The 24,970-nt window shown below is 70.0% G+C and carries 27 protein-coding genes; 5 read left to right on the plus strand and 22 right to left on the minus strand.

The genetic code is table 11. From position 1 onward, the window contains the following. Positions 1 to 69 precede the first annotated feature (69 nt). Positions 70 to 1,071 (minus strand): DUF2804 domain-containing protein, encoded by a 1,002-nt coding sequence (locus KNO15_RS07010; protein WP_241702759.1) that lies wholly within the window; start codon positions 1,069 to 1,071, stop codon positions 70 to 72. Positions 1,072 to 1,175: 104 nt separating this feature from the next. Here KNO15_RS07010 and KNO15_RS07015 point away from each other — a divergent pair, with 104 nt between their 5' ends. Continuing rightward, positions 1,176 to 1,376 carry a hypothetical protein gene (locus tag KNO15_RS07015; RefSeq protein WP_241702760.1) on the plus strand — a complete coding sequence of 67 codons (201 nt, stop codon included), beginning with the start codon at positions 1,176 to 1,178 and terminating at the stop codon, positions 1,374 to 1,376. Positions 1,377 to 1,402: 26 nt separating this feature from the next. Here the strand turns inward: KNO15_RS07015 and KNO15_RS07020 are convergent, their stop codons facing one another. From KNO15_RS07020 to KNO15_RS07080, 13 genes are all read right to left on the minus strand, one after another. Then, positions 1,403 to 2,095: a VIT1/CCC1 transporter family protein gene (locus KNO15_RS07020; protein WP_241702761.1), complete on the minus strand. Its 693-nt coding sequence runs from the start codon at positions 2,093 to 2,095 to the stop codon at positions 1,403 to 1,405. A 72-nt stretch (positions 2,096 to 2,167) separates the two neighbouring features. Continuing rightward, the gene (locus KNO15_RS07025; protein ID WP_208041700.1) at positions 2,168 to 2,686 is read right to left on the minus strand and encodes an Lrp/AsnC family transcriptional regulator; all 519 of its coding nucleotides are present in this window, start codon (positions 2,684 to 2,686) and stop codon (positions 2,168 to 2,170) included. A gap of 5 nt (positions 2,687 to 2,691) precedes the next feature. Next, on the minus strand, positions 2,692 to 3,180 hold the full coding sequence (locus KNO15_RS07030; RefSeq protein ID WP_241702762.1) for an Lrp/AsnC family transcriptional regulator: 489 nt from the start codon (positions 3,178 to 3,180) through the stop codon (positions 2,692 to 2,694). 31 nt (positions 3,181 to 3,211) lie between these two features. Further along, positions 3,212 to 3,946: a 3-keto-5-aminohexanoate cleavage protein gene (locus tag KNO15_RS07035; protein WP_241702763.1), complete on the minus strand. Its 735-nt coding sequence runs from the start codon at positions 3,944 to 3,946 to the stop codon at positions 3,212 to 3,214. 82 nt (positions 3,947 to 4,028) lie between these two features. Continuing rightward, the gene (locus KNO15_RS07040) at positions 4,029 to 4,697 is read right to left on the minus strand and encodes an RraA family protein (protein ID WP_241702764.1); all 669 of its coding nucleotides are present in this window, start codon (positions 4,695 to 4,697) and stop codon (positions 4,029 to 4,031) included. A gap of 69 nt (positions 4,698 to 4,766) precedes the next feature. Continuing rightward, positions 4,767 to 5,561, minus strand: a complete 795-nt coding sequence (locus tag KNO15_RS07045; RefSeq protein ID WP_241702765.1) for a carbon-nitrogen hydrolase family protein — start codon at positions 5,559 to 5,561, stop codon at positions 4,767 to 4,769. Positions 5,562 to 5,650: 89 nt separating this feature from the next. Continuing rightward, positions 5,651 to 6,787 carry an ABC transporter ATP-binding protein gene (locus KNO15_RS07050; RefSeq protein WP_241702766.1) on the minus strand — a complete coding sequence of 379 codons (1,137 nt, stop codon included), beginning with the start codon at positions 6,785 to 6,787 and terminating at the stop codon, positions 5,651 to 5,653. A gap of 38 nt (positions 6,788 to 6,825) precedes the next feature. After that, on the minus strand, positions 6,826 to 7,890 hold the full coding sequence (locus KNO15_RS07055) for an ABC transporter substrate-binding protein (RefSeq protein WP_241702767.1): 1,065 nt from the start codon (positions 7,888 to 7,890) through the stop codon (positions 6,826 to 6,828). 36 nt (positions 7,891 to 7,926) lie between these two features. After that, positions 7,927 to 8,745: an ABC transporter permease gene (locus KNO15_RS07060; RefSeq protein WP_208041597.1), complete on the minus strand. Its 819-nt coding sequence runs from the start codon at positions 8,743 to 8,745 to the stop codon at positions 7,927 to 7,929. After that, complete coding sequence (locus KNO15_RS07065; RefSeq protein ID WP_241702768.1) at positions 8,745 to 9,710, minus strand: ABC transporter permease; 966 nt, start codon at positions 9,708 to 9,710, stop codon at positions 8,745 to 8,747. The genes KNO15_RS07060 and KNO15_RS07065 overlap by 1 nt, the downstream gene beginning before the upstream one ends. 225 nt (positions 9,711 to 9,935) lie before the next feature. Further along, positions 9,936 to 10,256, minus strand: coding sequence for a nuclear transport factor 2 family protein (locus KNO15_RS07070; protein WP_241702769.1), 321 nt, complete (start codon positions 10,254 to 10,256; stop codon positions 9,936 to 9,938). Positions 10,257 to 10,331: 75 nt separating this feature from the next. Then, positions 10,332 to 11,495 (minus strand): thioester domain-containing protein, encoded by a 1,164-nt coding sequence (locus KNO15_RS07075; RefSeq protein ID WP_241702770.1) that lies wholly within the window; start codon positions 11,493 to 11,495, stop codon positions 10,332 to 10,334. A 104-nt stretch (positions 11,496 to 11,599) separates the two neighbouring features. Next, a complete protein-coding gene (locus KNO15_RS07080) occupies positions 11,600 to 12,082 on the minus strand; it encodes a MarR family winged helix-turn-helix transcriptional regulator (RefSeq protein WP_241702771.1) in 483 nt (160 codons plus the stop codon). 100 nt (positions 12,083 to 12,182) lie between these two features. Between KNO15_RS07080 and KNO15_RS07085 the strand changes: the two genes are divergently transcribed. The 3 genes from KNO15_RS07085 to KNO15_RS07095 are packed head-to-tail and all read left to right on the plus strand — an operon-like array spanning position 12,183 to position 15,112. After that, on the plus strand, positions 12,183 to 13,283 hold the full coding sequence (locus KNO15_RS07085) for an LLM class flavin-dependent oxidoreductase (RefSeq protein WP_241703878.1): 1,101 nt from the start codon (positions 12,183 to 12,185) through the stop codon (positions 13,281 to 13,283). 46 nt (positions 13,284 to 13,329) lie between these two features. Next, a complete protein-coding gene (locus KNO15_RS07090; RefSeq protein ID WP_241702772.1) occupies positions 13,330 to 14,409 on the plus strand; it encodes an LLM class flavin-dependent oxidoreductase in 1,080 nt (359 codons plus the stop codon). A gap of 13 nt (positions 14,410 to 14,422) precedes the next feature. Further along, positions 14,423 to 15,112 (plus strand): NADPH-dependent F420 reductase, encoded by a 690-nt coding sequence (locus tag KNO15_RS07095; protein ID WP_241702773.1) that lies wholly within the window; start codon positions 14,423 to 14,425, stop codon positions 15,110 to 15,112. Positions 15,113 to 15,144: 32 nt separating this feature from the next. On the opposite strand, the gene KNO15_RS07100 is transcribed toward KNO15_RS07095, so the two are convergent. The 5 genes from KNO15_RS07100 to KNO15_RS07120 form a co-directional block, all read right to left on the minus strand. Further along, a complete protein-coding gene (locus KNO15_RS07100) occupies positions 15,145 to 15,921 on the minus strand; it encodes an ATP-binding cassette domain-containing protein (protein ID WP_241702774.1) in 777 nt (258 codons plus the stop codon). Then, on the minus strand, positions 15,918 to 16,916 hold the full coding sequence (locus tag KNO15_RS07105) for an ABC transporter permease (RefSeq protein WP_241702775.1): 999 nt from the start codon (positions 16,914 to 16,916) through the stop codon (positions 15,918 to 15,920). The genes KNO15_RS07100 and KNO15_RS07105 overlap by 4 nt, the downstream gene beginning before the upstream one ends. A gap of 46 nt (positions 16,917 to 16,962) precedes the next feature. After that, positions 16,963 to 17,997 carry a substrate-binding domain-containing protein gene (locus KNO15_RS07110; RefSeq protein WP_241702776.1) on the minus strand — a complete coding sequence of 345 codons (1,035 nt, stop codon included), beginning with the start codon at positions 17,995 to 17,997 and terminating at the stop codon, positions 16,963 to 16,965. 165 nt (positions 17,998 to 18,162) lie between these two features. Next, the gene (locus KNO15_RS07115) at positions 18,163 to 19,224 is read right to left on the minus strand and encodes a LacI family DNA-binding transcriptional regulator (RefSeq protein ID WP_241702777.1); all 1,062 of its coding nucleotides are present in this window, start codon (positions 19,222 to 19,224) and stop codon (positions 18,163 to 18,165) included. Positions 19,225 to 19,281: 57 nt separating this feature from the next. Next, the gene (locus KNO15_RS07120) at positions 19,282 to 20,637 is read right to left on the minus strand and encodes an FGGY family carbohydrate kinase (RefSeq protein WP_241702778.1); all 1,356 of its coding nucleotides are present in this window, start codon (positions 20,635 to 20,637) and stop codon (positions 19,282 to 19,284) included. A gap of 147 nt (positions 20,638 to 20,784) precedes the next feature. On the opposite strand from KNO15_RS07120, the gene KNO15_RS07125 reads away from it, so the two are divergent. Then, entirely contained in the window at positions 20,785 to 21,753 is a 969-nt protein-coding gene (locus KNO15_RS07125) for a ketose-bisphosphate aldolase (RefSeq protein WP_241702779.1), read from the plus strand. Between the two features lie 51 nt (positions 21,754 to 21,804). Here the strand turns inward: KNO15_RS07125 and KNO15_RS07130 are convergent, their stop codons facing one another. The 3 genes from KNO15_RS07130 to KNO15_RS07140 are packed head-to-tail and all read right to left on the minus strand — an operon-like array spanning position 21,805 to position 24,966. Then, complete coding sequence (locus KNO15_RS07130) at positions 21,805 to 22,974, minus strand: M20/M25/M40 family metallo-hydrolase (RefSeq protein ID WP_241702780.1); 1,170 nt, start codon at positions 22,972 to 22,974, stop codon at positions 21,805 to 21,807. Then, positions 22,967 to 23,746 (minus strand): IclR family transcriptional regulator, encoded by a 780-nt coding sequence (locus KNO15_RS07135; protein WP_241702781.1) that lies wholly within the window; start codon positions 23,744 to 23,746, stop codon positions 22,967 to 22,969. Before KNO15_RS07135 ends, KNO15_RS07130 begins: the two co-directional genes overlap by 8 nt. A gap of 59 nt (positions 23,747 to 23,805) precedes the next feature. Next, positions 23,806 to 24,966 carry a pyridoxal-phosphate-dependent aminotransferase family protein gene (locus tag KNO15_RS07140; RefSeq protein WP_241702782.1) on the minus strand — a complete coding sequence of 387 codons (1,161 nt, stop codon included), beginning with the start codon at positions 24,964 to 24,966 and terminating at the stop codon, positions 23,806 to 23,808. Between the last annotated feature and the right edge of the window lie 4 nt (positions 24,967 to 24,970).

The raw sequence follows: 24,970 nt of genomic DNA on the forward strand, positions 1-24,970 counted from the left end.
GTTGAAACAAGGCCCAATGTACAGGTCCGGCAACGCTTCACCAAGCGGGGATCACGGGCCACGCCCGACTCACCACCGGTTGTGCACGTCCTCCGCCCATCCCTCCAGCCCGTCGACGATGATCCACTCGCCGTCGTCGGTCTGCACCCGGCCCGTGAACGAACCGAAACACTGATGGGTCGTCGAGCGGACGACCAGCAGGTTCACGTGGGCGTACCGGTCATAGAACGGCGTGAAGCGGAGGTCGACCCGATCGGTGATCATCCGCCACGGCCGCATCCAGTCGGCGCGGTCGAACTCCCACTCGAGCGCGCCGGGGATCTTGTGCAGGCGGCCGTCGACGGTGAACCCGGTGTGCGACAGGCCGTTGAGCAGCCCGCGCGGGCCGCCGCCTCCGAGGTTGATCCCGATGCGTCTGCCACCGACCTCGCCGACCGCCGCGCCCCAGTTCCAGTCGGTGCGGTAGAGCCCGCGCGACCGGGCGTGGTCCAGCACCGCGAACCCGGTCGCGTCGTGCACCGCGCCGTCGACCGTGATTGTCCCGGTCGTCGGCCGGTCGACGTCCTTCACGGTGTAGTCGACCAGCCGCCGGCTGTGCGGCGACGCGATCCCGAGGGCCTCGTGCCCCGACCGGATCCAGGCCGTCACCTCCACCCGCACCCGATCGCTCTGAGCACTCAGGGCCGTGCCGGCCTCGCCGTCCTCGAAGCGCAGCGACAGACCCCGCCCGCGGGACTCGTTCACGCCGGCCCCGTGGGTGCCGGTCAGCTGGAGGCCGCGGCCGAGCGGCCCGATCTCGAAACTGTCGATCGCGGTCAGCGTCGCCCGGTCGAGCACCCACAGCTGGCGGACGTTCGCGAAGTCGAGGCCGGCCATCGTGAGCGCGACGATGTGCGTCGGCGTGATGATGCCCCAGTACTCCCAGCGCTTGTTGCGCCCCCAGCCGTACGCGCCACGGCCGATCCGGTCGGTGTCGTGCAGCTGGCGCCTCGTCCAGCCGGTGGAGGCCGGGTCGAGGCGTCCGTCCGGCCGCACGAGCCGGACCGGCTCGGTGATCTCGCGCCCGATCATCGGACCCCTCCTTGTCGGCACCTGCGCCTCCACGGCGACGCAGCAGAGGATATCGCGCCGAATCGGGCAGTCACGCCGGCGCGCCACCGGCCTACTGTGTGGACATGAAGTCGAGCCTGCCCTTCGTCATCCCCGGCGTGATCCTCGCCGTCCTCGGCCTGGTCTGGCTGCTGCAGGGGGTCGACGTTCTGGGCGGCTCCGCGATGAGCGGTTCCCCGCTGTGGGCGACCGTCGGGCCGATCGTGCTGGTCGTCGGGCTGGCGTTGATCGTGATCGGGGTCGTGCGGAGGCGACGGGCGCGGTAGCGGCGCCCGCCCGGCGGGAAGGCTCCCTAGAAGATCAGCAGCCCCGCGAGATAGCTGACGCCGAGGGTGCCGATGCCGACCGTGAGCGAGCGCGCGACGGTTCGCAGCACTCCCGTACGGCCGGTGCGGGCGCTGACGATGGAGGTCAGCACGAGCGAGGCGATGACCGCGAACAGCACGGCCCAGGCCTCCACCTGGGACGGGACCAGCAGGGTGATCAGCAGCGGCACGAGCGCGCCGAGGACGAAGGCGAGGGAGGCCGCGACGCCGGCCCAGACCGGAGCCGCCCTGGACATCACCTCGCGGATCCCGTGCTCGGTCTCCAGCTGGGCGCCGAGCGCGTCCCTCGCGGTCAGCTGCTCGGCGACGAGCCGGGCCAGGTCGGTGCTCAGGCCTTTGGACTCGTAGTACCCGGCCAGCTCGAGCATCTCCTCGGCCGGGCTCAGTTCGAGCTGGGCCGCCTCCTCCCGGGCGACGCGCACTTGGGCATCCCGCTCTGCGGCCTCCTCCGACCACTTCGCGCCGCCGAGGCTGAGCGCTCCGGCGACGGTCGCGACGATGGCGGCGGTCAGCAGGGTCGAATCACTGGCACCGGCACCCGCGAAACCCTCCAGCACACCGGCGGTGGCGATGATGCCGTCGTTGGCGTCCACCGTCCACGATCGCAAGGAAGCGGCGTCGGCCACCGCGGCGCGGAAGCGGATCAGTGCGCTGGGCATGGCACATCGTCTCATGCGATGCGAACCCGCGGCCGGATTGCCGGACGCCGACGAACGACTCGCTCCGCGACGCTACAGCTTGGGCATCTGCGGCCGCGTCCGCGGCCGCTTGATGACCGCGTCCGCCGTGGTGCCCGGGTCTTCGCGGAAGCCCGCCCACAGGTAGCTGTCCTTGATGATCTCCAGGACCGTCGACGCCTCCACGCGGTCGACGCCCTTGACCCGGCGCACCTTCTCGTTGAGCACGTTCGAAAGCTGAACGACGTCGTCGCAACGGATGTCGAGGATCATGTCGAACGCACCGACGGCGCTCGCGACGAAGGTGACCTCCGGGATGCGCACGAGCTGCTTGGCGACCGTCGCCACCGGGACCCCGACCACCGAGATCGACACGTGAACCTCCAGCGCGCCGAGCTTCGGGGCGTCGGGCATCCCGACGACCTGCACGATTCCCGCCGCGGACAGGCGCCGGAACCGCGCACGCACGCTGGGCTCGGAGAGGCCGACATTGCGGCCGATGATCGCGAACGAGCGGCGGCCGTCGATGCGCAGCTGGTCGATGATCTTGCGGTCGATCGCGTCGATGTCCATGGGCACTACGCCGTCTCCCGCCCGGCGCGCTGCCCCGCGCTCTGACCCGACTTGTCGCGCAGCCCCACCCACGAGTAGTCCTTGAACAGCTCCAGCAGCGCGAACTGGTCGATCTCACTGACCCCCGGGATGCGCCGTACGTCGTCGAGCAGCGTGACCAGCTGGTCGAGGTCGCGGCAGGTCGCCTCGATCAGCACGTCGCGGGAGCCGGTGCAGAGGGCGACATGGTTGACCATCGCCATCTCGGCGAGCGCCTTCGCCACCGACCGCGGCGAGTGGTCGCGCACGCCGATCCCGAGCCGCACCGACTGGTGGCCCAGCGTCAGCGGGTTGCAGAGCGCGACGATCTTGAGGATGCCCGACTCCTGCAGCCGGGAGACACGACCGCGAACCGTCGCCTCGCTCACCTCGAGCTCGGCGGCGAGCTCGGTGTACGGGCGCCGGCCGTCGCGCATCAGGAGCTCGATCAGCGACCGGTCGGTCTGGTCGATCATCCGAAAAACCTACCTCGTGTAGCTGGGAGCGTCAGGCGGTGGGAACGGCCTCCAGGGCCAGCACGGCGCGCACCAGCTCCTCGTTGCCGGAGGCGAGCGAGCCGTCTTCGCGGGTCAGTCCATCCTCCAGGCCGATGCGGGTCTCGCAGCCGTCCTCGACCGCGGCGCGCACCACGGGCCAGACCGTGGCGTCGTACCCGTGGTAGAGCAGCGGTGCCGTCACCCCGCCTGCCCGGAGGGCCGCGGCCACCTCGCGGCACACGGCGACCGCCTCCTCCGGCGACTCGACCTCCGGCTCGATGAGGATGCGCACGTTGCGGTGCAGCGTCGGCGAGGCGAGCAGGGCGGGGACGTCGGCCATCGACCAGACCGCGCTCTCGAGCACCATGCCGCGTTCCAGCACCAGCTCTGCGGCTTCGGCCGCGCCGTCCTCGCTGAACGCGACGGAGGCGAAGTCGGGCAGCGCGTCGGCCGGCCAGGCGGCGACCAGCCGCATCCGCTCGGCGTGGCCGGAGCAGGTCCAGAGTCCTGTCGTCGTCCCGATCTCACCGTCGGGCGCGGCCGCCCGGAAGGCGCGGACCAGTTCTCCGATGTGCTCGGGCTCGATGGTCTGCCCGCCGTCCGCCGTGCGCGCATGGGCGTGGACGACCGTCGCACCCGCGGCCAGCGCTGCGGCTGCATCGCGGGCGATCTCGGTGGCGGTGAGTGGGACGCCAGGGAACTCGTCCGTGGTGCGTCCGCCGTTGATGGCGGCTTTGAGGAGCATCGGGGCCTTTCTGGTGAGCGAGGGTCGTTCGAGGGTGCAGGGTGGTACAAGGCGGCGCGTGCCGCGTTGTGCGAAGCGGAGGTCAGCGAGTGAGCGCCTGCACCGACGCGGTCGCGCCGGTGAGGTCGCCGAGTCGGCCGCCCGCGCGCAGCTCCTCGACGAGACCTGGCTCCTCCGCGTCGTCGGCGAGGGCGGTGTCGATCAGCGCCGCGAGCACGTGCGCCGGCGCGAAGAGCACGCCGTTCGCGTCGGCGAGGACGACATCCCCGGGGTTCACCACGACGCCGCCGACCACGACCGGCACGTTGAGGCCGCCCGCGTCGATGTCGTGCAGCTTGGTCGTCAGCATGCTGAGACCACGCGCGTAGACCGGCAGGCCGAGCCCGGCGATCTCGTCGATGTCGGTGGCCGAGCCGTCGACCACCGCCCCGGCAGCACCACGGATCACCAGCGCGGACGCGACGACCTCGCCGAGCGGGGCGTGCCGGACGTCGCCGCCGGTGTCGATCACGACGACGTCGCCCGGCTCGACCAGTCCGGCGGCGTGGTGCAGCATCGTCGAGTCGGTCGCCGTGGTGCGCACGGTGACCGCGCGACCGACCACGCGGCGGGTGCCGGCGACGCGCACGATGCCCGGGTCGGCGAAACCCTCCTCCAGGTAGTGGCCCAGCGTCGGGAAGGAGACGCGCTCGAGCTTCTCGATGAGCTCGGAGGGCAGCGGTTCCGGCTCAGGGCCGATGGTGATGGGCATAGCGGTACCTCGGTATCGGTGCGGGGTGGATACGGGGGGTCTTCTGAACGACGGCCGGCGGCCGGCCGCTCAGAGCTCGATGGTCGTGTTCAGGCGGCGGTTCTCCAGCACGGGGAGCACCGCCCGGACCTCCTCGGTGCGGCGCTGCGACAGCGTCGTGATCGCGAGGCCGTAGGTCTCGCCGCCGAGCTGGGAGCGGACGATGCCGAACGGGTCCACGATCATGCTCTGCCCGATGCACTCCGGGGAGGCTGAGCCGGCGGCGACCAGCCACGCGGTCGACTCGATCGCGCGGGCCCGCAGCAGGGTCCGCCAGTGGTCCTCCTTCATCGCGCCCGAGACCCAGGCCGCGGAGACCGAGAGCAGATCGGCGCCGTGGTCGATCAGGTTGCGCGTGAGCTCGGGGAACCGCAGGTCGTAGCAGTTGACCAGCCCGACCATCGTGCCGGCCAGCTCGACCACGACGGGGTTCGCGTCTCCGGGGGTGACGTAGTCGGACTCCCGGTACAGGAAGGCGTCGTAGAGGTGGAGCTTGCGGTAGCGCGCCGCTTCCTTGCCGTCCTCGTCGATCGCGACGATGGTGTTGTACGGGCGGTCGGTGTCCGTGCCTTCGTACCCGGCCGCGATGATCGCCATGCGGTGCTGCCGGGCGAGGCCGGAGACGAACTCCACGAAGCCGGGCCACTCGGCGCGGGCCAGCTCGCCGAGCGGAGCCTCCAGACCGTCCGCGAGCAGCATGGCCTCCTCGGGGAGGACGAGGAGCTCGACGCCTTCGGCCGACGCCTCCTCCACGAGGGTCTCGATGGTGCGGCGGTTGACGGACGGGTCGGTGGTGGGAGCGAGCTGCCCTGCGGCGACCTTCATTGCGGTCCTTTCGTGCGATCGGGGATCGGGAGGCGATCGGGAATCAAGAGGCGATCGGGAATCAGGTGATCGGGTTCAGGCGATCGGATTCAGGAGGCGAGCACGCGGGCGTCGTCCGCGGCCCAGGACACGGCGACCACGTCGCCGGGCGCCAGCCGGGTGAGCTCGTCGTCAGAGGAGTGGCTGGGCCGGGTGGCGATGAGCTGCACGCCCTCCGCCGCCCGCAGGATGTAGCGCCATTCGTCGCCGAGGAACACGGCGTCGAGCAGCGTCGCCGCGATCTCGCCGCCACCGGCGGAGCCCGCCCGCAGCCGCAGCCGCTCCGGGCGTACGGCGAGCGTCACGGACTCGCCCGCGGACGCGGCGCCGACGGACGCGCCGACGGAGCCCACTCCGGCGATGTCGACCGTCGCCTCCGCGGGGGTCGAATGGTACACGCCGTCGAGGAGGTTGCAGGTGCCGATGAACCCGGCGACGAAACGGTTCGCCGGGTGGTCGTAGATCGCCCGCGGTGCGTCGATCTGCTGCACCCGGCCCTCCGACATGACAGCGATGCGGTCGGACATCGTGAGCGCCTCCTCCTGGTCGTGCGTCACGTACACGAACGTGATCCCGACCTCACGCTGCATGCGCTTGAGCTCGACCTGCATCTCCTTGCGCAGCTGCTGATCGAGGGCGCCGAGCGGCTCGTCGAGGAGGACGACCGAGGGCCGGGAGACGACGGCGCGCGCGAGCGCGACCCGCTGGCGCTGGCCTCCGGAGAGCTCGTTCGGCTTGCGGTCGGCGAAGCGCTCCATGTGCACGAGCGCGAGCGCTTCGTCGATGGCCGCGTCGCGCTCCGGGTAGCGCTTGCGGCCGCGCACCTTCAGCTCGAAGCCGATGTTGTCGCGCACCGACAGGTGCGGGAACAGCGCGTAGCTCTGGAACAGCATGTTGAGGTCGCGCTTGCGCGTGGGGAGCGACTCCACCGACCGGCCCGCCAGCTCGATCGAGCCGCCGGTCGGCGTCTCGAAGCCCGCGATCATGCGCATCAGCGTCGTCTTGCCGCAGCCCGACGGCCCGAGGATCGAGAAGAACTCGTTGTCCTCGATCCTCAGGTCGATCGGGTGGACGACGGTGATGCTCCCGAACGTCTTGGTGACGCCGGAGAGGCGGATGGCCGGGGCCTCCCGCGGTGCGCGCACGGTCGTGGCGTCCGCAGCGGCCGAGCTGGCGAGCGTGGTCATGGAATGCTCCTCGTGGATGGTCGGGAGGCGGCTGCGGCCTAGGAGGCCTTGACCTTGGTCCAGCCCTGCTGGAAGTACTGCAGGGCCTTGCCCGGGTCGACGATGAACTCGCTCGCCTTGAGCTGCGCGTCGGTCGGGTAGACCGCGACGCTCTCGAGCATGGTCTTGTCGGTGATGTCGGCCTTCGCCGCCTCGTTCGCCGTCGCGCTGCCGCCGTCGTTGGTCGCCATGGCGGCGATCTCGGGACGCAGCGTGAAGTTCAGCCACTTGTAGGCGGCGTCGGAGTGCGGTGCGTTCTTCGCCACCGAGAAGCCGTCGACCCAGAGCGTCCCGCCCTCCTTGGGGATGACGAACTTGACGTCGGGGTTGGCCGCGGTCACCTTCGCGATCGCGCTGCCGCCGTACGCCTCCGCGACGCAGGCGTCACCCGACGCGAGCAGGTCGGAGTAGTTCGACGAGTTGTAGCCGGCGAGCAGGGGCTTCTGGTCGAGCAGCGACTGGGTCGCCTTGGCGATGTCCTTCTCGCTGGTGGAGGTGGCCTTCAGGCCGTTGACCTGCAGCGCGGGGATGTACGCGCTGAGCATGTTGTCGAGCATGTAGATCTTGCCCTTGTACGCCGGGTCCCAGAGCGCCTTCCAGCTGTCGATCGCGGTGCCGGTGCACTTCTCGTTGTAGGCCAGGCCGGTCGTCCCCCAGATCCACGGGACGCTGTACTCGTTGCCCTTGTCGTAGCTGGGATCGGCGAACTTCTTGCCGAGGTTGTCGAGGCCCGTGATCTTGGAGTGGTCGAGCTTCTCGACCAGGTCCTGGCCGACGAGCTGCTGCACGGCGTACTGGCTCGGCTCGACGATGTCGTAGCCGGAGCCGCCGGCGGCGAGCTTGGAGATCATCGTCTCGTTGGCATCGAACGTGTCGACGGTGACCTTGATGCCGGTCTCCTTCTCGAAGGCTGCGATGACGCTCTTGGGGATCTCGTCGGCCCACGCGTAGATGTTGAGCTGCGTGGAGGCGGCTGTGGTGGACGATCCGCCCGCTCCGCTGGAGCAGGCCGTGAGACCGAGGGCGGCGACGGCCGCGACGGTCAGCAGTGCTGTGCGTTTCATGGGTCTTCTTCCGGGGGTAGAAGGGATGGGAGGGGTCTAGCGGGGTGCGGTGGTGCTGTCGGGAGCTGGCGCGGAACCGGATGGGGTCGCGAGGATCCGCCGCATCTGTTGGATGCCGACGGAGAGGACGATGACGAACGTCAGGACGATCAGCAGCGTCCCCAGGGCGTTGAGCTCCGGGGTGAGACCGGACTTGAGCAACGAGTAGACGCGCAGGGGCATCGTGGTCGAGCCGACGCCGCTGACGAAGGTCGAGATGACGATGTTGCCAAGCGAGACGGTGAAGGCGAGCAGCCATGAGGCGATGATCGAGGAGCGCATCAACGGGAACAGCACGCGGGTGAAGGTACGCCAGGGCGTGCACCCGAGGTCGGCCGCGGCCTCGATGAGGCTCGGGTCGAGGGTGCGGAAGCCGCCCACCATGATCAGGGTCGTCAGCGGCAGCGTGATGATCAGGTGGCCGAGGACGAGCGTGACGATGCCGAGCGGGACGTGCAGAAAGCTGAACACCGAGAGCAGCGCGACGCCGAGGACGATCTCGGGCACGATCAGCGGCAGCACGATCGCGGCTAGCACCATCCCGGAGCCCCTGAAGGGGAACCGCACCAGGGCGATGGCGGCGAGGAGGCCGACCACGGTCGCGACGGAGGCCGCGAGCACTCCGACGATCGCACTGATCCCGAGCGTCTGCAGCAGGGCGCCGTCGGCGAACAGTTCGCCGTACCAGCGGAGGCTGAAGCCCTGCCAGGTGTAGCCTCCCGCCGCCGAGTTGAAGGAGTAGACGATCACCGCGATGATCGGGATGTAGAGGAAGACCAGCACCAGGCGGGCGATCCACGACGTTGCGCGATCCATCAGGCGACCTTCTTCCGTCCGCGCCGGGCGATGAGGCCGGCCACGGCCATCGCGAGCAGCATGAGCACGAGCAGCACCATGGAGACCGCGGCGCCCATCGGCTGGTTCCGGAACTCGGTGTAGAGGGTGACGATGAGGTTGCCGACGAGCTGCTGCTTGCCGCCGCCGAGCAGCACCGGGATGACGAAGACGCCGAGCGTGGGGATGAACGTCAGCATCGCGGCGGCGATGATGCCGGTCGAGCTGAGCGGCACCAGCACCCGGAAGTGGGTCTGCCACCAGCCGCAGCCGAGGTCGGCCGCCGCTTCCTTGACCGACGGGTCGATGGCCCGCATGCTGGCGTAGATCGGGAAGATCGCGGTGGGCAGGAACGCGTACAGGAGGCCCATGACGACGGCGCCCTGGCTCGGCACGAGTGACAGCTGCGAGGTGTTCACCCCGAGCAGGTCGAGCAGGCCGTAGACGGGGCCGCCCCGGCCGAGGACCGAGATCCAGGCGAACGTGCGGACCAGGAAGTCGATCCAGAACGGCACGATGATGAGCAGCAGGAGCAGCGACTGCCGCTGCGGAGGCCGCGACACGATGTAGTACGAGACGATGTAGCCGACGACCAGGCAGATGACCGTGTTGAGCACGGCCATCCCGAGGCTGTAGACGAGGACCTTGCCGTAGACCGGGTCCATCAGCTGCGCGTAGTTGTCGAACGTGAAGCCGCCGGTGATGCCGCCGTAGACGTTGCTCTCGGCGAACGAGTTGCGGGCGACGATCAGGATCGGAACGATCGCGAGCCCGAGGACCGCGACGATCGCGGGCACGAGGAGCAGGATGCCGGTGAGGGTGCGGCGGCGGGTGCTCCTCCTGGTCGTGGCGCTCACGCCGCCCCGCCTGCCAGCGGTGCCGCCGGAACGAGAGCGGACGCTCTGCACGGCCACGGTGTCCGCACGATCGATGGTGTCGCTCGTCACGCCTGCACTCCCTCCGTCGGATGATCCAGGACGACCGCCCGGGTTGATCCATTGTTTGCGGAAGGTTCAGCCGCCCGAAACTCGGGGAGGGTTCGAGATCAGTGGCGTCCGAGTTACATGCTTACGCATATCGCACCGGGGCGTGCGCCGACGGACCCGGTCGGCACCGGCTCGACCGGGACGGTCGGGCGCCCGCCGAGGGCGGCCTCCGGTTTCGCAGGCCTGTTACGGCGCGATGACCATGCGGGAGATGCGGTCGTGGTCGACCGCGAACCGGATCGGGCTCGTGCCGGTGAACCCGTCGCCCGTCACCGCCACTGTCACGACCCACTCGTCTCCCTCGCGCTCCACGCCGTCGACGACGAAGTGCGACCGCTTGCCGATGTTGTCGCTCGCGTTCCACGAACGTGCACCCGCCTGGCCGTGGAAGACGCGCCCCCAGTCCTCCAGGTGCGCGTCGTCGGTGAACACGGCGACGAACGCCTCCGTGTCGCCGCGGTTCGTGGCGTCGATGAACGTCTGGATGGGCGCGGGGAGGTCGGTCATGCGTCGAGGATGCCACGCGTGACGGGGTGGTATCCAGGGGCCGGCGATCCCCCCATCCGGATCCGTCTGCGCGGGTCAGGCCCGCGCGCGCCTCCGCACGCCGAGCAGGCCGCGCACGCCGAGCACGCCGAGTCCGCCGGCGAGGCAGAGCACGGCCAGCAGTGCCGTGCCGTCCGGGGCCGAGCCTGTCGCTGCGAGCTCCGGAGCGCCCGCACCAGCGGTTCCCGACCCCGCGGCCGTCCCGGTTCCCGTGCTCGTGCCCGCCCAGGTCACGGCGGTCTGCGCGCTGGTGGTCGCCGTGCTCCCCGCGACCAGGATGACGGACTGGGCGTGGTCGGCAGCCGTCGCCGTCCCGCCCGGGAGGTTCGGCACCGAGACGATGCGGCCGTTGACCGGCGCACCGGAGACGGTCGCCGTCAGCGTCGTCGACCCGCCCGCCGTCGTGCCTCGGAGGTCGACGTAGACCGACTGGCCGTCTGCGACCGCGGACGGGTCGATCGGGTCACCCGCCGCGTCGGTGAGGGTCGCGGCGGGGCTCGCGGTGACGCGGGCGGCCGTGCGATTGGTCGTCACGACGAATGGTCCGACGAGCGTCCCGGCGGCCGGAGCCGCGGGGGGCGCGGAGATCGCGACCGTCGCGGTGTCGACGGGAGTCGGGACCGGGCTGGCGTTCGCCCCCGCGAGCAGCGCCCAGTAGGCGGTGCCGGAATCGGGCGTCTCGAATGCCCACGGAGCGTCGAAGGTGAGCTCGGTGTACCGCCAGATCGCGTACTGGGTGGCTTCGATCGCATCGTTGCGGGCGATGCTCGGCACGCCGACGGACGCCCCGAAGTCCGCCAGGCTCAGTGCCGGGTAGCTGTGGGCGACCACCCACAGCACCTTCGCCTGCACAGCGGGATCCACGAAGTGGTTGGCGCCGAGGTATCCACTCGGGTCGTCGATCACACCCTCGATGTCGGTCTTGGCCGACACGTTGTGCTCGATGCAGTACGCCCAGAGGTCGGGATCGCCCGGGTTGGCGGGATCCGCGGGCGGGTGCGCGTAGACCGGGAACACACCGGTTCCGCCGTAGCCCTGCCGCTTGCCCACGTAGACCGTGCTTCCGTTCTGCGTTCCGGCATCGATGGCCGACGCGGTCGCCGCACCGACGCCGGAGAACACGAGGACGGCGGAGGCGAGGATTCCGAGGACCAGCGCGCGCCGAAGAGCGGCCGCCCTTCGTGAGAGTGTGCTCATCATCGTGCTCGACGCTATCGGGGGCGCCGGGGTGCTCGGCATCCCCCGAACGGGCGACCGCGTCGCCGCCCGCGTGCCGGGATGCGAGCACTGTTGCAAGCGGCTCGTCACTCCGCCGCGAGAGGGGCCAACCCCAAGTGCCGGCGCAGCGTCCGGGTGATGTCGTCGACCTCGTCGAGCTGCGCCGGCGTGAGGGCGTCGAGGAACAGTTCGCGCACCGCTCGGAGGTGCGGGACGGAGCCGGCCCGGAAGGCCGTCGCGCCGGCGTCGGTCGCGATCACGTCGATCCCGTGGACGTCGTCCGCGCACGCCTGGCGGCTGATCAGCCCCCGTCTCTCCATGCGGCCGAGGTGGTGCGAGAGCCTGCTGCGTTCCCAGCCGATCAGTTCGGCCAGCTCGGAAGATCGCAGTGTGCGGTGCTCCGCCTCCGTCAGCGCGAGCAGCACCTGGTAGTCACCGGTCGACAGCTCCGATTCGCTCTGCAGTCTGCTGCCCAGGCGGGTGCGCAGCGCCTCGGCCGTCTCGATGTAGTCGCGCCAGGTGCGGAGTTGCTCCCGCGTCGGCGCACGGCGCGGCCGGTCTTCGCTCATCTCGTCTCGTCTCCCTCCGGGAATTGACGCGTCAAGTCCATTGTTACAGCATTGACACGTCAATCCGGGTGGTCCGGCGGCGAGGGAGGTCGTGATCGACATGGCAGAGCTCGAGTTCGGACTGAACTCCTTCGGCGACGTCGCGACCGACGGCGGCAGGGTCCTGTCGGACGCCGAGACGCTGCGGCTGATGGTTCGGGAGGCACAGCTCGCCGAGTCCGTCGGGCTCGACGTCTTCAGCGTCGGCGAGCACTACCGCGACGACATGGTCGACTCCGCCACTCCCGTAGTGCTCGCTGCGGCCGCTCAGGCGACGTCCACGATCCGGCTCGGCACCTCCGTCACGGTGCTGTCGACGCAGGACCCCGTGCGGCTGTACCAGCAGTTCTCCACCGTCGACGGGATCTCCGGCGGACGCGCGCAGCTCGTGCTCGGCCGCGCCTCGGCGATCGAGTCGTTCCCCCTGTTCGGTTACGACATCGCCGAGTACGAGGACATCTTCGAGGAGAAGCTCGACCTCTTCCTGCGCCTCATGCGCGAGGATCGGGTCACCTGGTCCGGCCGATACCGCACGCCTCTCGAGTCGGTGCGGCTGCGCCCACGGATGCCCGAGGGCGGCATCCCCGCCTGGATCGGCATCGGCGGCAGCCCCGACTCCGTGATCCGCGCGGCCCGGCACGGCCTCCCTCTGATGATGGCGATCATCGGCGGCAAGCCCGAACGCTTCGCCGGCCACGCCGAACTCTACCTGCGGGCCCTCGCCCGGTTCGGACAGCCGGAGCTGCCGATCGGGCAGCACTCGCTCGGGCTGATCGCGGAGACCGACGACGAGGCCAAGACCGAGCACTGGGAGTACTGGCAGCCCGTCGTGACCGCACTGAGCCAGGAGCGCGGGTTCTACCCGCCCACCGCTGAACGGTACGCACAGGAGGTCGCGACCGGCGCGCTCTACGTCGGTTCACCCGAGACGGTGGCCCAGAAGCTGGCCGCGATCGTACGCACCAACCACCTCTCCCGTTTCGACCTCAAGTACGACATCCGGCACCTGCCGGTGAAGGCCCGCGAGCGCAGCATCCGCCTCTTCGGCGAACGGGTCGTCCCGCGCGTTCACGAGCTCATCGCCGAGGACCCGGGCGACTGGCGCCTCACCGGTCGTCACACGGCCCAGATCGTCACCGCCCGGGCGAACGCCGCGCAGTGACCTCCCCCACCATCCCTTCATCATCCGTTCCGTCAGGAGACACACCATGACCGACATCACCGGCCTCGAGTTCGGCCTCGACACCTTCGGCGACCTGCCCAGGGACGACCAGGGGGAGGTCACCAGCTACGCGGCGGCGATCCGCGCCACCCGCGATGAGGCGATCCTCGCCGACGACCTCGGGGTCGACGCCTTCGCGGTGGGCGAGCACCACCGTCCCGAGTTCGCGATCTCCACGCCGGAGACGGTGCTGGCCGGCATCGCCACCGCGACCGAGCGCATCCGGCTGGGTTCCGGGGTGACCGTGCTCTCCTCCGACGACCCGGTGCGGGTGTTCCAGCGGTTCGCGACGGTCGACGCCCTCTCGAACGGACGGGCCGAGGTGATCCTGGGACGCGGGTCCTTCACCGAATCGTTCCCGCTGTTCGGGTACGACCTGGCGGACTACGACCTGCTCTTCGAGGAGAAGATCGACCTGTTCCACAAGCTCCTGGACGAGAAGCCGGTCAGCTGGGAGGGCACCACCCGGGCCGCCCTGCACGAGGCCGACGTGTTCCCGAAGACGGAGTCCGGTCGCCTCCGCACCTGGGTCGGCGTCGGCGGCACGCCGCAGTCGGTGGTGCGAACCGCGCACTACGGGTTCCGTCTGATGCTCGCGATCATCGGCGGCGCACCCTCCCGTTTCACACCGTACGTCGACCTGTACCGCCGGGCGGCCGAGCAGTTCGGCACGGAAGCCCTCCCAGTGGGGATGCACTCCCCGGGGTTCATCGCCGAGACCGACGAGCAGGCGAAGGAGCTGTTCTACCCCGGCTACAAGGTGATCCGCGACCGGATCGGCGCCCTGCGCGGCTGGCCGCCGCTGCAGCGGCAGGAGTTCGAGGCGGACGTAGCACACGGCTCGCTCTACATCGGCTCCCCAGAGACCGTCGCCCGCAAGATGGCCGACGCCATCCGCACGCTCGACGTCGGCCGCTTCGACCTCATCTACACCGCCGGCGGTGCCATGCGGGCCGGCGACCGGATGCGCGCGGTCGAGCTCTACGGCGCGAAGGTCATCCCGATGGTGCGCGAGCTGCTCGCCGAGGCGCCGAAGCCCACGACCGGCGCCGCGTTCCGGCGCTGACGGGAGGGACGACATGAACGACAGCATCCGCGCGACCGGCATTCGTACGGTAGGCATCCTGGGGGCGGGCAAGGTCGGCACCGTCCTCGCCCGGCTCGCCCTCGCGGCGGGCTACCGCGTGCTGATCGCGGGCTCCGGCGACCCCGAGCGCATCGCCCTCACCATCGACGTCCTCGCCCCGGGCGCCACGGCGACACGCCCCGAGGAGACGGCCGAGGGCGCCGACGTCGTGATCCTCGCTCTGCCGCTCGGGAAGTACCGCACCCTCCCGGTCGAGCAGTTGCGCGGCAAGCTCGTGATCGACGCGATGAACTACTGGTGGGAGACCGACGGCATCCGCGACGACCTGAACGACCCGCTCACCTCCACGAGCGAGATCGTCCAGGAGTTCCTCCCCGGATCCCGCGTCGTGAAAGCCCTGAACCACATGGGCTACCACGACCTCGAGGAGGAGAGCCGCGCGCCCGGCGCGCCCGGGCGCAAGGCCATCGCGATCGCCGGCGACCACGCAGCAGACCTCGACCGGGTCGCGGCCCTGATCGACGCCCTCGGCTTCGACCCGGTCGTCGCCGGACCGCTCGCCGCCGGCGCCCTCCTGCAGCCGGGCCGCCCGACCTTCGGCGCGGACGTGCCGGCCGACGAGCTGCGCACGCTGATCCGCGCGGCCGACACCGACCGGGACCTGACACCCGCGGCGCTCTGAACGCCGCAGTGCTCGGCTGACCGGCGAAGCAGTCACCTACCGTTGCTGACACCCGCACGCGCACTGACCGCCGGGATGGCGCCGGTCACGAGCCCGACCAGCTCCTCGCCCGTGACATCGTCCGTGCGCACGCCCTGGACGACGTTGCCCGCCCGCATCACCCAGACCTGTGACGACAGCCGCTTGACCTGCTCGAAGTTGTGCGACACGACGAGCACGGTCTGCCCGCCGTCGACCACGCGCTGGATCAGCGCCTCCACCTGGGCCGTCTCGCGCAACCCGAGCGCCGCCGTCGGCTCGTCGAGGATGATCATCCCCCGGGCCCACATCACGCCGCGGGCGATCGCGACCGCCTGGCGTTGGCCGCCGGAGAGCCGCTTGACGGGCCGGTTCACCGAGGGGACGTTGACGGCCAGGTCGGAGACCAGACGATGGGCCTCGCGCTGCATCTCGCGGCGACGGAGCATCGGGAACCCGATGAACCGGGTGAGCTCGCGCTCGAGGTAGAGGTTCTGCCAGACGCTCAGCTGGTCGCAGAGGGCGAGGTCCTGGTAGACCGTCTCGATGCCGGCCGCGCGCGCGTGCTTCGGCGAGCTGAACTGCACCGGCTCCCCATCGATCCTGATCTCGCCCGAGTCAGGTGTGTAGAGTCCCGTGAGGCATTTGACCAGCGTCGACTTGCCCGCGCCGTTGTCGCCCACGATCGCGGTGACCTCGCCCGTGCGTACCGTGAGGGACGCGCCCCGGAGCGCCTCGACGCTGCCGAACCGCTTGCGCAGGTCGGAGACCTCCACCTTGATGTCGTTCACTTTCGTCCTCTCATGAGAGTCGCCGCGGCGATGACCACGATGCCGATCATCAGCGGGGAGTAGAAGGCGCTCACACCGAGGAGGGTCAGGCCCGACTGCAGGAAGGTGAGCAGGACGGCGCCGATCACCGGGCCGACGATGGTGGCGCGGCCGCCGAAGAGGCTGACACCACCGAGAACCACCGCCGCGATCGCCTTGAGCAGGTAGTCGGTGTTCGTCGCAGGCTGGCTCGAGCCGATGTACGAGGTGAGCATGATGGCGCCGACACCTCCCATCGCGCCGCAGATCATGTAGCCCGCGAGCTTGACCCGCGGAACCTTGAGCCCCATCGCCGTGGCCGCTTCGGTGTTGTCGCCGACCGCGAGCAGGTGGGTGCCGAACCGGGTGTGGAAGAGGACGATGTGCAACACGATCGCGATGCCGATCGCGATGAGGAAGTTGTAGCGGATGCCGCCCAGCGAGTGCACGCTGACGAACGTCAGCGCGGGCTCCGGGATCTGCACGGGCTTGCCCTCCGAGATGATGAGGCCGAGGCCCAGCACCAGGCTCAGCGAGCCCAGCGTGACGATGAAGTCGGGGATCCTCACCCAGCCGATGAACGCTCCGTTGAACGCGCCGACGGCGACGCCGGAAGCGAGCGCCACGAGGCAGCACAGGATGAGCGGCCAGCCGGCCTGATACGCGGTCGCCATCGTGACGCTGCCCAGTGCGACCGTCGCCGCGAGTGACAGGTCGATCCCGGCGAGCGTCACGGCGAAGGTGGCGCCGAGAGCCAGGACGATCGGGATCGTCGAGTCGGCGAGCATCGAGGTGATGCTCGGCCAGGACAGGAATCGCGGGTTGGCGATCGAGAAGACGATGATGAGCACGGCCAGCGCGACGGGCGCGGTCGCCTTGCTCCACACCTCCTCCTGTCCGAGGCTGCGGGTCAGGCTCCGGAGCCGTCCGAACGGTGGATCGGTCGGGGCGTCGATGGTGGTGGACTGCGTAGTCATTGGATGAGGATCCCCAGGGTCGTGGGTGGATTGCTCGGGTGTCGGGTTACTCGAAGGGGTTCGGCACGGTGAAGTCGGCGGGCGGCGCCGGGAAGTTCTTCAGCGCGGCGTCGGCGTTCTTCTTGTCCACGATGAGGACGGGCGTCTCGACCTTGGCCGGGATCTTCTTGCCCGAGTGGGCTGCCAGGCACGCCTGGACCGACTGCTCCCCCATCAGGTAGGGGAACTGCTCGACCGCGGCGGGCTGCCCGCCGGCGATGATGTCCTTCAGCTGGTCCTGCGTGCCGTCGACGCCGACCACGGCGACCTTGCCCTTGAGCCCGGCCTCTTCGACCGCCTGCTCGATGCCCATCGCCATGTCACCCGACGGGGTGAAGAAGCCCTTGATGTTCGGGTTCGCGATGAGGATCGTCGCCGCCGCGCTCTTGGCCTTCGCCTTGTCGAAGTCGGCCGCGACGGTCTGGGTGATCTTCAGCTTGCCGCCCACCTTGTCGGTGAAGCCCTTGAGGCGGGCGTTGCTGCCCGGGTCGGCCACCAATCCGCCGATGAGCGCGACATCGCCGCCCTCCGGGACGAGGCCGAGCATGGCTGTCCCGCCGGCCGCCCCCGCCGTCTCGTTGTTCGTCCCCACGTAGGTGGTGAGCTTCACGCCGGCCGCGTCCGCGGCCTTGGTGTCGATCGGGAGGTCGAGGTTGACGATCGGGGTGCCGGCCTGCGACACGGGGGCGAGCCCGGTGAGCAGGTTGGTCTGGCTGGTCGGGTTGACGATGTAGCAGTCGTAGCCGGCGGTGACGAGCGCGTTGAGCTTGGTCGCCTGGCCGCTGTCGTCGGTGACCGTCTCCGCTGCGACGGTGGTGAGCTTGGCTCCTGCCGCCTTCGCGGCCTTCTCGGCCCCCTGCGCCATGGCGCCGAAGTACGTGTTGTCCAGCGGTTTGATGACCAGAGCGATCTTCACGCCTGAGGCGTCGGTCGAGTCTGCGCCGGCCGTTCCTGCGGAACAGCCGCTGAGTGCGGACACTACAATGAGGCTCGTCCCTGCTGCCGCGAGGACGAGGCGCTTCCGGGTGGTGCGATGTGCCATCTTGCTCTCTCCTTTGAGTGTGACTTCGGACAGTCGCTGCCTCGGTGGCAGCGGTGACGCGATGGCTGGTCACAGTGGTTCTTCGCATGAGTTGCTGTGACCAGCCGTTCCGTACTGTTCCTCGGAACTGTTCTTCGGACGGCCGCGCGCCTGCGGCCCTGCCGCTCAGGCCGGGGCTTGACCGAGCATGAGCGGAGTCGTGAGGGGGACGCACCCGCAGGTGGTCCCGAATTCGATGTCGAGGGGGACGCGGACCTCGCGCACCTCTCTCGTGGGGTCGGCCGTGCGTTCGCCGAGCAACTCCATCGCTCGAGCGGCGACGGACTGCACGGGCACGACGGCCTGCGTGGGCTTGAGGCCGGTGACGGTGGCCTCGCCGATGGAGTCGATCGTCGTGACGAGGACGTCACGCGGCACGTGCAGGCCGAGACGGGCGATGGCGGCCATCGCTCCCCAGAACATGCGGTTGTTGGTCGCGAAGACGCCGAACGGCGGAGTCAGCTCCCGGAAGACCTTGATGGCTCCTGCCGCGGCGTCGTCCGGCGTCTGGTGGCCGTCGCTGACGAAGACCTCGAGGCCGGCCTCCTCCAGCACCCGGCGGTAGCCCTCCTCACGGTCGCCGACCGACGAGATCCCGGTGTCGCCGGCGATCAGCGCGACCTGGGAGAGCCCGTGGTGCTTCACGAGATGACCGACGAGCTGCTGCGCCGCGCGCTCGTAGTTCGGAAGGACATGGTCGGCGATGTCGCGCAGGCCCGGGGTGGTGCGGTCGACGACGACCGTCGGGATCTCGCTCACCGCGTCCGCGAGGCTGGGAGCCCCGGCAGGGAGGACGATCAGTCCGTCGACCCGCTGCTGGCGGAACGTGCGCAGGTAGCGCTCCTCCTGCTGGCTCTCCTCGTCGGAGTCGCCCAGCAGCAAGGTGGGGCTGTCTGCCGAGAGGCGCTCCTCGATCGCCCGGGTGAGAAGTGCGAAGAAGCCGTTGCGCACATCCGGGATGATCAGGCCGATGATTCCGGAGCGGCGCGTGCGCAGCCCCGACGCCGCGGCGTCGCCCACGTAGCTGAGCTCGTCGACCGCGGCCATGACCTTGTTGCGCATCGACTGCGTGACGTACTGTTCGCCGCGCAGCACGCGCGAGACGCTCTTGACCGACACGCCTGCATGCTCGGCGATGTCGACGAGCCGCGCCGGCGCGCGCAACCCCGAACCGGTGTGCGGGCTCATGCACACCTCCCGGAAGACCAGGACCTATCCGCCATACTCGGCTTCCCTCCGCACATCTCACGCTGCCTCTTCGCTCATCGGGATGAGGTCCGCCGGAGGATAGTCTTCCGCCTCCCACCATCCTGCAGCGACTCCGGACAGCAATGCGGCTCCGCGCGAGACCGCCTCCCGCTCCGCAGCCATCGCGAGGGGCCAGGCCGCGCACGCCATCTTGGCCTCGATCCATCGCCGCGACCGCAGACCGCCGCCGATGAGGAGCGTCTTGCCTGTGACGCCGGACAGCCGGCGCATTCCGACCTCGGCTCCGGCCGCCGCCGCCGCGTAACCCTCCAGCGCAGCGGCCCACGCGACCTCGGCCGGCAGGGCGAGCACCTGGGGAGGGACGTCGCCCTCCTGCATCCGCAACAGCTGCTCGACGGGGAGGGGATCCGCTGCCACCCGGATGGCGGCGAACTCGATGTCGTCTCGGGCCTGGCCGAGGTGCCCGAGGAGAGCCGACATGGCGAGTCCAGGGCGCAGCGTCTCCCAGAGGAGCATGTGCCGGTCGGTTCCCGGCCAGCTCGTGACGGTCAGGTCGCCGGGCTGGCCGCTCAGCACGGGATGCGGGTCGCCGGCGGCGGCACCCCAGGAGACCACGAGAGGCTCGCCGGTGCCGAGGGAGTCGATCACCTCGTCGCGCTCCCCGCCGGCGCCGACGACACCCACCGGGTGGTCGTGCCCCGCGATGGTGACGGGGGTTCCGCGGCGCAGCCCGCTCCATCGCTCGCCGCCCTCGTTGATCCGGCCGAGCATCGTCCCTGCTCGACGGGCGGGCGCCCAGGCGATGTGGTCGAGGCCGACCGCCCGGAGGATGTCGGTGTCGTAGCGGCCCGCGACCGGATCGAAGGCACCACTGGTCGCGGCGAGCGAATGCTCCTGGCCCAGCGCCCCGGTGAGCCGCCAGAGAGTGAGACCGGCCACACCCGTCCAGGTGCCGGAGAGCTCGACCCCCGAGGCACGCAGCCAGCCGAGCTTCGCGATGCTGGTGACGTTTCGCGCGCGCCGGCCGGTGCGCCGGAGGATCTCGTCGGCGCCGAACTCGTCCGCCAGCCGTCCGGCGATCTCCTCGCCGCGGCCGTCATGCCAGGCGATGAGCGGCAGCCTGCCGGGGCCGTCCGGGCGGATGACCGTGCCGGTCTCCCCCATGCTCGAGATCCCGACCGCGGCGACCCGGTTCCTGAGCTCGCCGAGCTGTGCGATGGCGGCGCCGATCGCCGAGAAGAGGTCCTCCGGCGTCATCTCCACGCCGGACGCCGTCGCCCGGAACGGGGTGGGGGCAGTGCCGATCCCGAGCGACCGTCCGTGCCGGTCGATCGCGTTCGCCTTGATCGACGACGTACCGAGATCGATGCCAAGCAGCAGCTCGTCTCGCATCACCCTGTCTCCTTCGACGCTTGTGGGGCCTTTCTGACCAACGATGGACAAAGTAGCACACGATCGATAGTCTGTCCAACGTTGTCAGACCGGGTTCCACAACTCGCTGGGAACGAAGACGTTCAGCCATCGACCAAGGAGACGAACTTGTCCCTCATCACACTCCGCGAGATCCTCGACGCCGCAGGAGACGGCTCGTACGGGGTAGGCGCGTTCAACGTGACCGACCTCGTACAGGCAGAAGCCGTGCTCGAGGCCGCCGTCGAGACCGACTCCCCCGTGATCGTGCAGACCATCGCCGGCTCGTCGGCGCACGGCAGCGACGAGCCGTTCTGGGAGGCGCTGGTCAACCTGATCAAGCGCTACCCGCAGGTCCCGGTCACCCTCCACCTCGACCACGGCGCCTCCTACGAGGACTGCGTACGAGCGATCGATGCCGGCTTCACCAGCGTCATGATCGACGGCAGCCTGCTGCCGGACCGGGTCTCGCACGCGAGCTTCGACGAGAACGTCGCCGTCACGCGCAAGGTCGTCGAGTACGCCCACGCACACGGGGTCTCGGTGGAAGGAGAGCTCGGCACCATCGGTGGCTCGGAGGACGGCGGAGCGACGGTCAAGGAGATCGTCCTCGCCGACCCGGACGACGCCGCCGACTTCGTCGAGCAGACGGGCGTCGACGCCCTCGCGGTCGCGATCGGCACCTCGCACGGCGCCTACAAGTTCACCAGCCCGCCGGACGGCACGGTACTGCACATGGACCTGATCACCGAGATCGCCTCCCGGATCCCCGGCACCCACCTGGTCATGCACGGCTCGTCGTCCCTCCCGGCAGACCTCCGCTCGGAGATCAACCGCTTCGGCGGCGCCCTGCCCGAATCGTGGGGTGTCCCCGAGGACGAGAAGGCACGCTCGACGCAACTCGGCATCCGCAAGATCAACCAGGGGATGGACTCGCACATGGCGTACTCGGCGGCGGCGCGGAAGTCACTCGCCGAGGACGGCATCACCGTCGACCCTGCACCCTTCCAGCGCGCGGCACGCGAGGCCATGCAAGCCATCGTCGCCGAACGGATGCAGGTGTTCGGGCAGGCGGGACAGGCCTACCGCAACCGATGACGCGCGGGCCGGCTCGTCCTAGCGGCGGCCGGCCCACGGGACCGCACTTCCTCAGCCCGCCGCCAACCGCACCGTCGACAGCGCTACGACCCGTGCGATGTCGGCGGCCATCCGCCTGCCCGCGTCGCCGGCGAACTGGTCGGCGCCGATGTCCGTGTGGAAGCCCCAGCCACCTGACCGCCCGACGCCGACCAGCGCACCAGGCGCCCGGCGCGTCGCGTTGCCGAAGTCGGTGGCGAAGGGCAGGGGCGACGGGTTCGTGTCCGGCTCGCGTCCCATTCCGCGGAACGCGTCGAGCACCCCTGCCGTGACCCGCTCGTCGGGCTGGATCGCCGCGATCGCGGTGCCGGACGTCCATACGGCCGTGGGGAAGAGCGCTCGCACCGCTTCGGCGAGCACGGCCGCGCCGTCCTCGGATTCATCGAAGACCAGGACGCGTACCGTGAGCGTGAGCCCAGACCCCTCCTCCACGTCTCCGTCGAGCACCGCCGATTCGACCATCACGCGGCCCGGGTCGAACCCGGCCAGCACCTCCCGCAGCGCGTCGAGCGCGAGAAACGGCGCGACCTCCGTGCCGGAGCGCAGAGTGCGCGAACCCGAGACGACAGCCGTCTCCCTGCGCATCCAGAGGCTCTCCTGCCAGACCGTGTCGATGAACTCGGGATGCGGATACAGCAGGGCGTCCAAGTCGTCGAAGACTCCGGCTGCTGCCGCGCGCGCCTTCCCGCTGCCGAGGGAGCGGGTGCCGGGCGAGTGGATCTCATCCGCGGGGGCGCCGATCACGATCATGCGGCCCGTCCAGCGGGAGCGGATGGAGGCCAGGGCGAGCGCGGCTCCGACCACGCCGGCCGACTGCGGTCCGTGCCCGCAGGAGTGGACAGCGTCGTCGGTGCCGTCCGGTCGTTTGGCACACGCTGCGTCGTAGACGGCGATGATCCCGACGGCGCCGCCCGCCTCGACAGGCGCACCCTGACCGGCCGCAAGCCCGCCCGCGATCTCCGCCCGGAAGGCCGTCGGCATCCCGGCGATGCCTCGGACCACGGTCGCGCCGGCCGCCTCCAGCAGCCCGGTGATCGTCGCCGCAGCGAAGGCCTCCTGGTGCGCGAGCTCCGGATTCCCGTGGAGCTCGTCGATCACTGCCGCCATCGTCGGCGCCTGCCGGTCGACCGCCTTCAGGACCTCGTCGTCCGACAGGACCCGTCCACTGCGGGCGTCAGTCATCACCCGACCAGACATGCCGTTCCACGAGCGTGGCGAGCATCGCCTCGAAGTCGTTCGCCGCCGCCTTCACGGCGGCGTCCAGCTCCTCGTGCCGGTCGGCCACACGGTACGCCGGCGCGACGACGGACAGCGCGCCGATGAGTTGGCCGTGAGCGCGAACCGGCGCGGCACACGCCCATACCCCCTCGTCGACCTCGCCGAAGCTCTCCGCGATCTCGTCGTCGAGGATCTGCGCGAGGTCCGTCTCGATCTTGGCGCGTTCATCTTCGGACAGCGGCGGAGTGAGCTTGTCGAAGTACTGCTTGCGTCGGGCGGAGGGATAGCCGGCGAGGAGCACCTTCGCCCCGGCGCCCTTGTGCAAGGGCATCACGTGGCCGGGCTGGAAGGAGATCGTGATCGCGTGATCGGAGTCCGAGATCGCCAGGCAGACCGCGGCGTCGTTGAGTCGACGCAGATAGAGCGCAGTCTCCCCCGTCGCCTCGCGCAGCTGGTCGAGGATCGGCTGAGCCTCCACCCGGTAGTCGAGGGTGCGCTCGGCCGCCTGGGCGAGCTGGAGGATCTGCGGCGAGAGCACGTAGCGCCCCTTCGTGCGCTCTTCGATCAGGTACATCTCGCGCAGGAGCGAGATGTACCGGTAGGCGCTCGGCAGCGAGATGTCGTGAGCTTCGATCAACTCGTCCACCGTGAGCTCCGGCTTGGTCTGGCTGAACTGGAGAAGGATCTGCAACGCTCGCCGTGCGCTGTCGACCCCCTTCGTGCGCTGAACAGCCATTGAAGCATCCTTCCTGCCGAAGCGGGCGGCCCGTGCAGTATCCACCATCGCCCCGGGTCCTAACCGCGCTGCTCGCTGAGAACTGCCAACGCCGCGTCGACTCCGGCGCCGACGTTGACTTCCCACCCCATGTCCATCAGAGCTCGTCCGAGCGCGGAGATCCCCACGATCGGGAACAGGCCACTCGCCGTCGGCCCCATGTGGGCAATGCGAATGATGTTACCTGCACCCTGACCGCTGGACAACATGACCCCGTAGCGGTCTCGGACGTGCTTTCGCACCTGGACGTCATCTAATCCGTCCGGGAGGGCCACCGACGTGACGCAGGCCGCGGCGATGTCGTCGGAGACGGGCCAGAGGTCGAGGCCCATGGCACGGACACCCGCGCGCGTCACCGCTGCCGAGGCGACGTGACGCGCGATCGCCGCGTCGACGCCTTCGTCGAGGATCTGGTCGAGGCAGGCTGCGAGACCATGCATGTCCGACACCGACGGCGTGTACGGGAACGCCCCTCCGCCGAGCCACTTCTCCTTCCAGTCCAGCAGCGAGAGATACGAGGCGCGCGGTGCGCGCTCGTTGCGTCCGATCGCGTCCCACGCCGCCGCGCTGACGGACACCAGCGCGACGCCAGGAGGGCCCCCGAGGCTCTTCTGGGCACCCGCTACGCAGATGTCCAGCCCCCACGCGTCGGTGCGGAACTCCATGCTGCCGACGCCGGAGACCGTGTCCACCAGGGTCAGCACACCGCGCTCCCGGCAGATCGGGCCGATGCGCGAGACGTCGCTCACGGTTCCGGACGGCGTCTCCGACGCGACGACGGCGACCAGCTCGATCTCGGGATGCGCGTCCAGGTACTCAGCCACACGCTCCGGAGCGACGGCCTCGTTGTACGGCACCTCGATCTCGTGGAGCTCTGCGCCGAAGTCGCGCAGCCAATACCCCATCCCTTTGCCGAACACACCCTGCACCAGGTTGAGCACGGGCATCCCCTCGCGCACGAGCGATCGGGCGGCGCCCTCGAGCGCGACGATCGCTTCGCCCTGCATCAGCACGATGTCGTTGCGCGTCTCGAAGAGCTGCGCGACCTTGCGCTCCGTGGCGCGGAACAGGTCGAGGAACTCGGGGTCGTAGTGGTAAGTGATCGGCGAGCCGAGCGCGGCCAGTGTCTGTGCCGAGGCCACCGTGGGACCAGCGGACAGGGTGAAGTCCAGCCTCGACATTGCG

Origin of the sequence: Leifsonia shinshuensis (assembly GCF_022606355.1) — a bacterium.
Classification (GTDB): Bacteria; Actinomycetota; Actinomycetes; order Actinomycetales; family Microbacteriaceae; genus Leifsonia; species Leifsonia shinshuensis_B.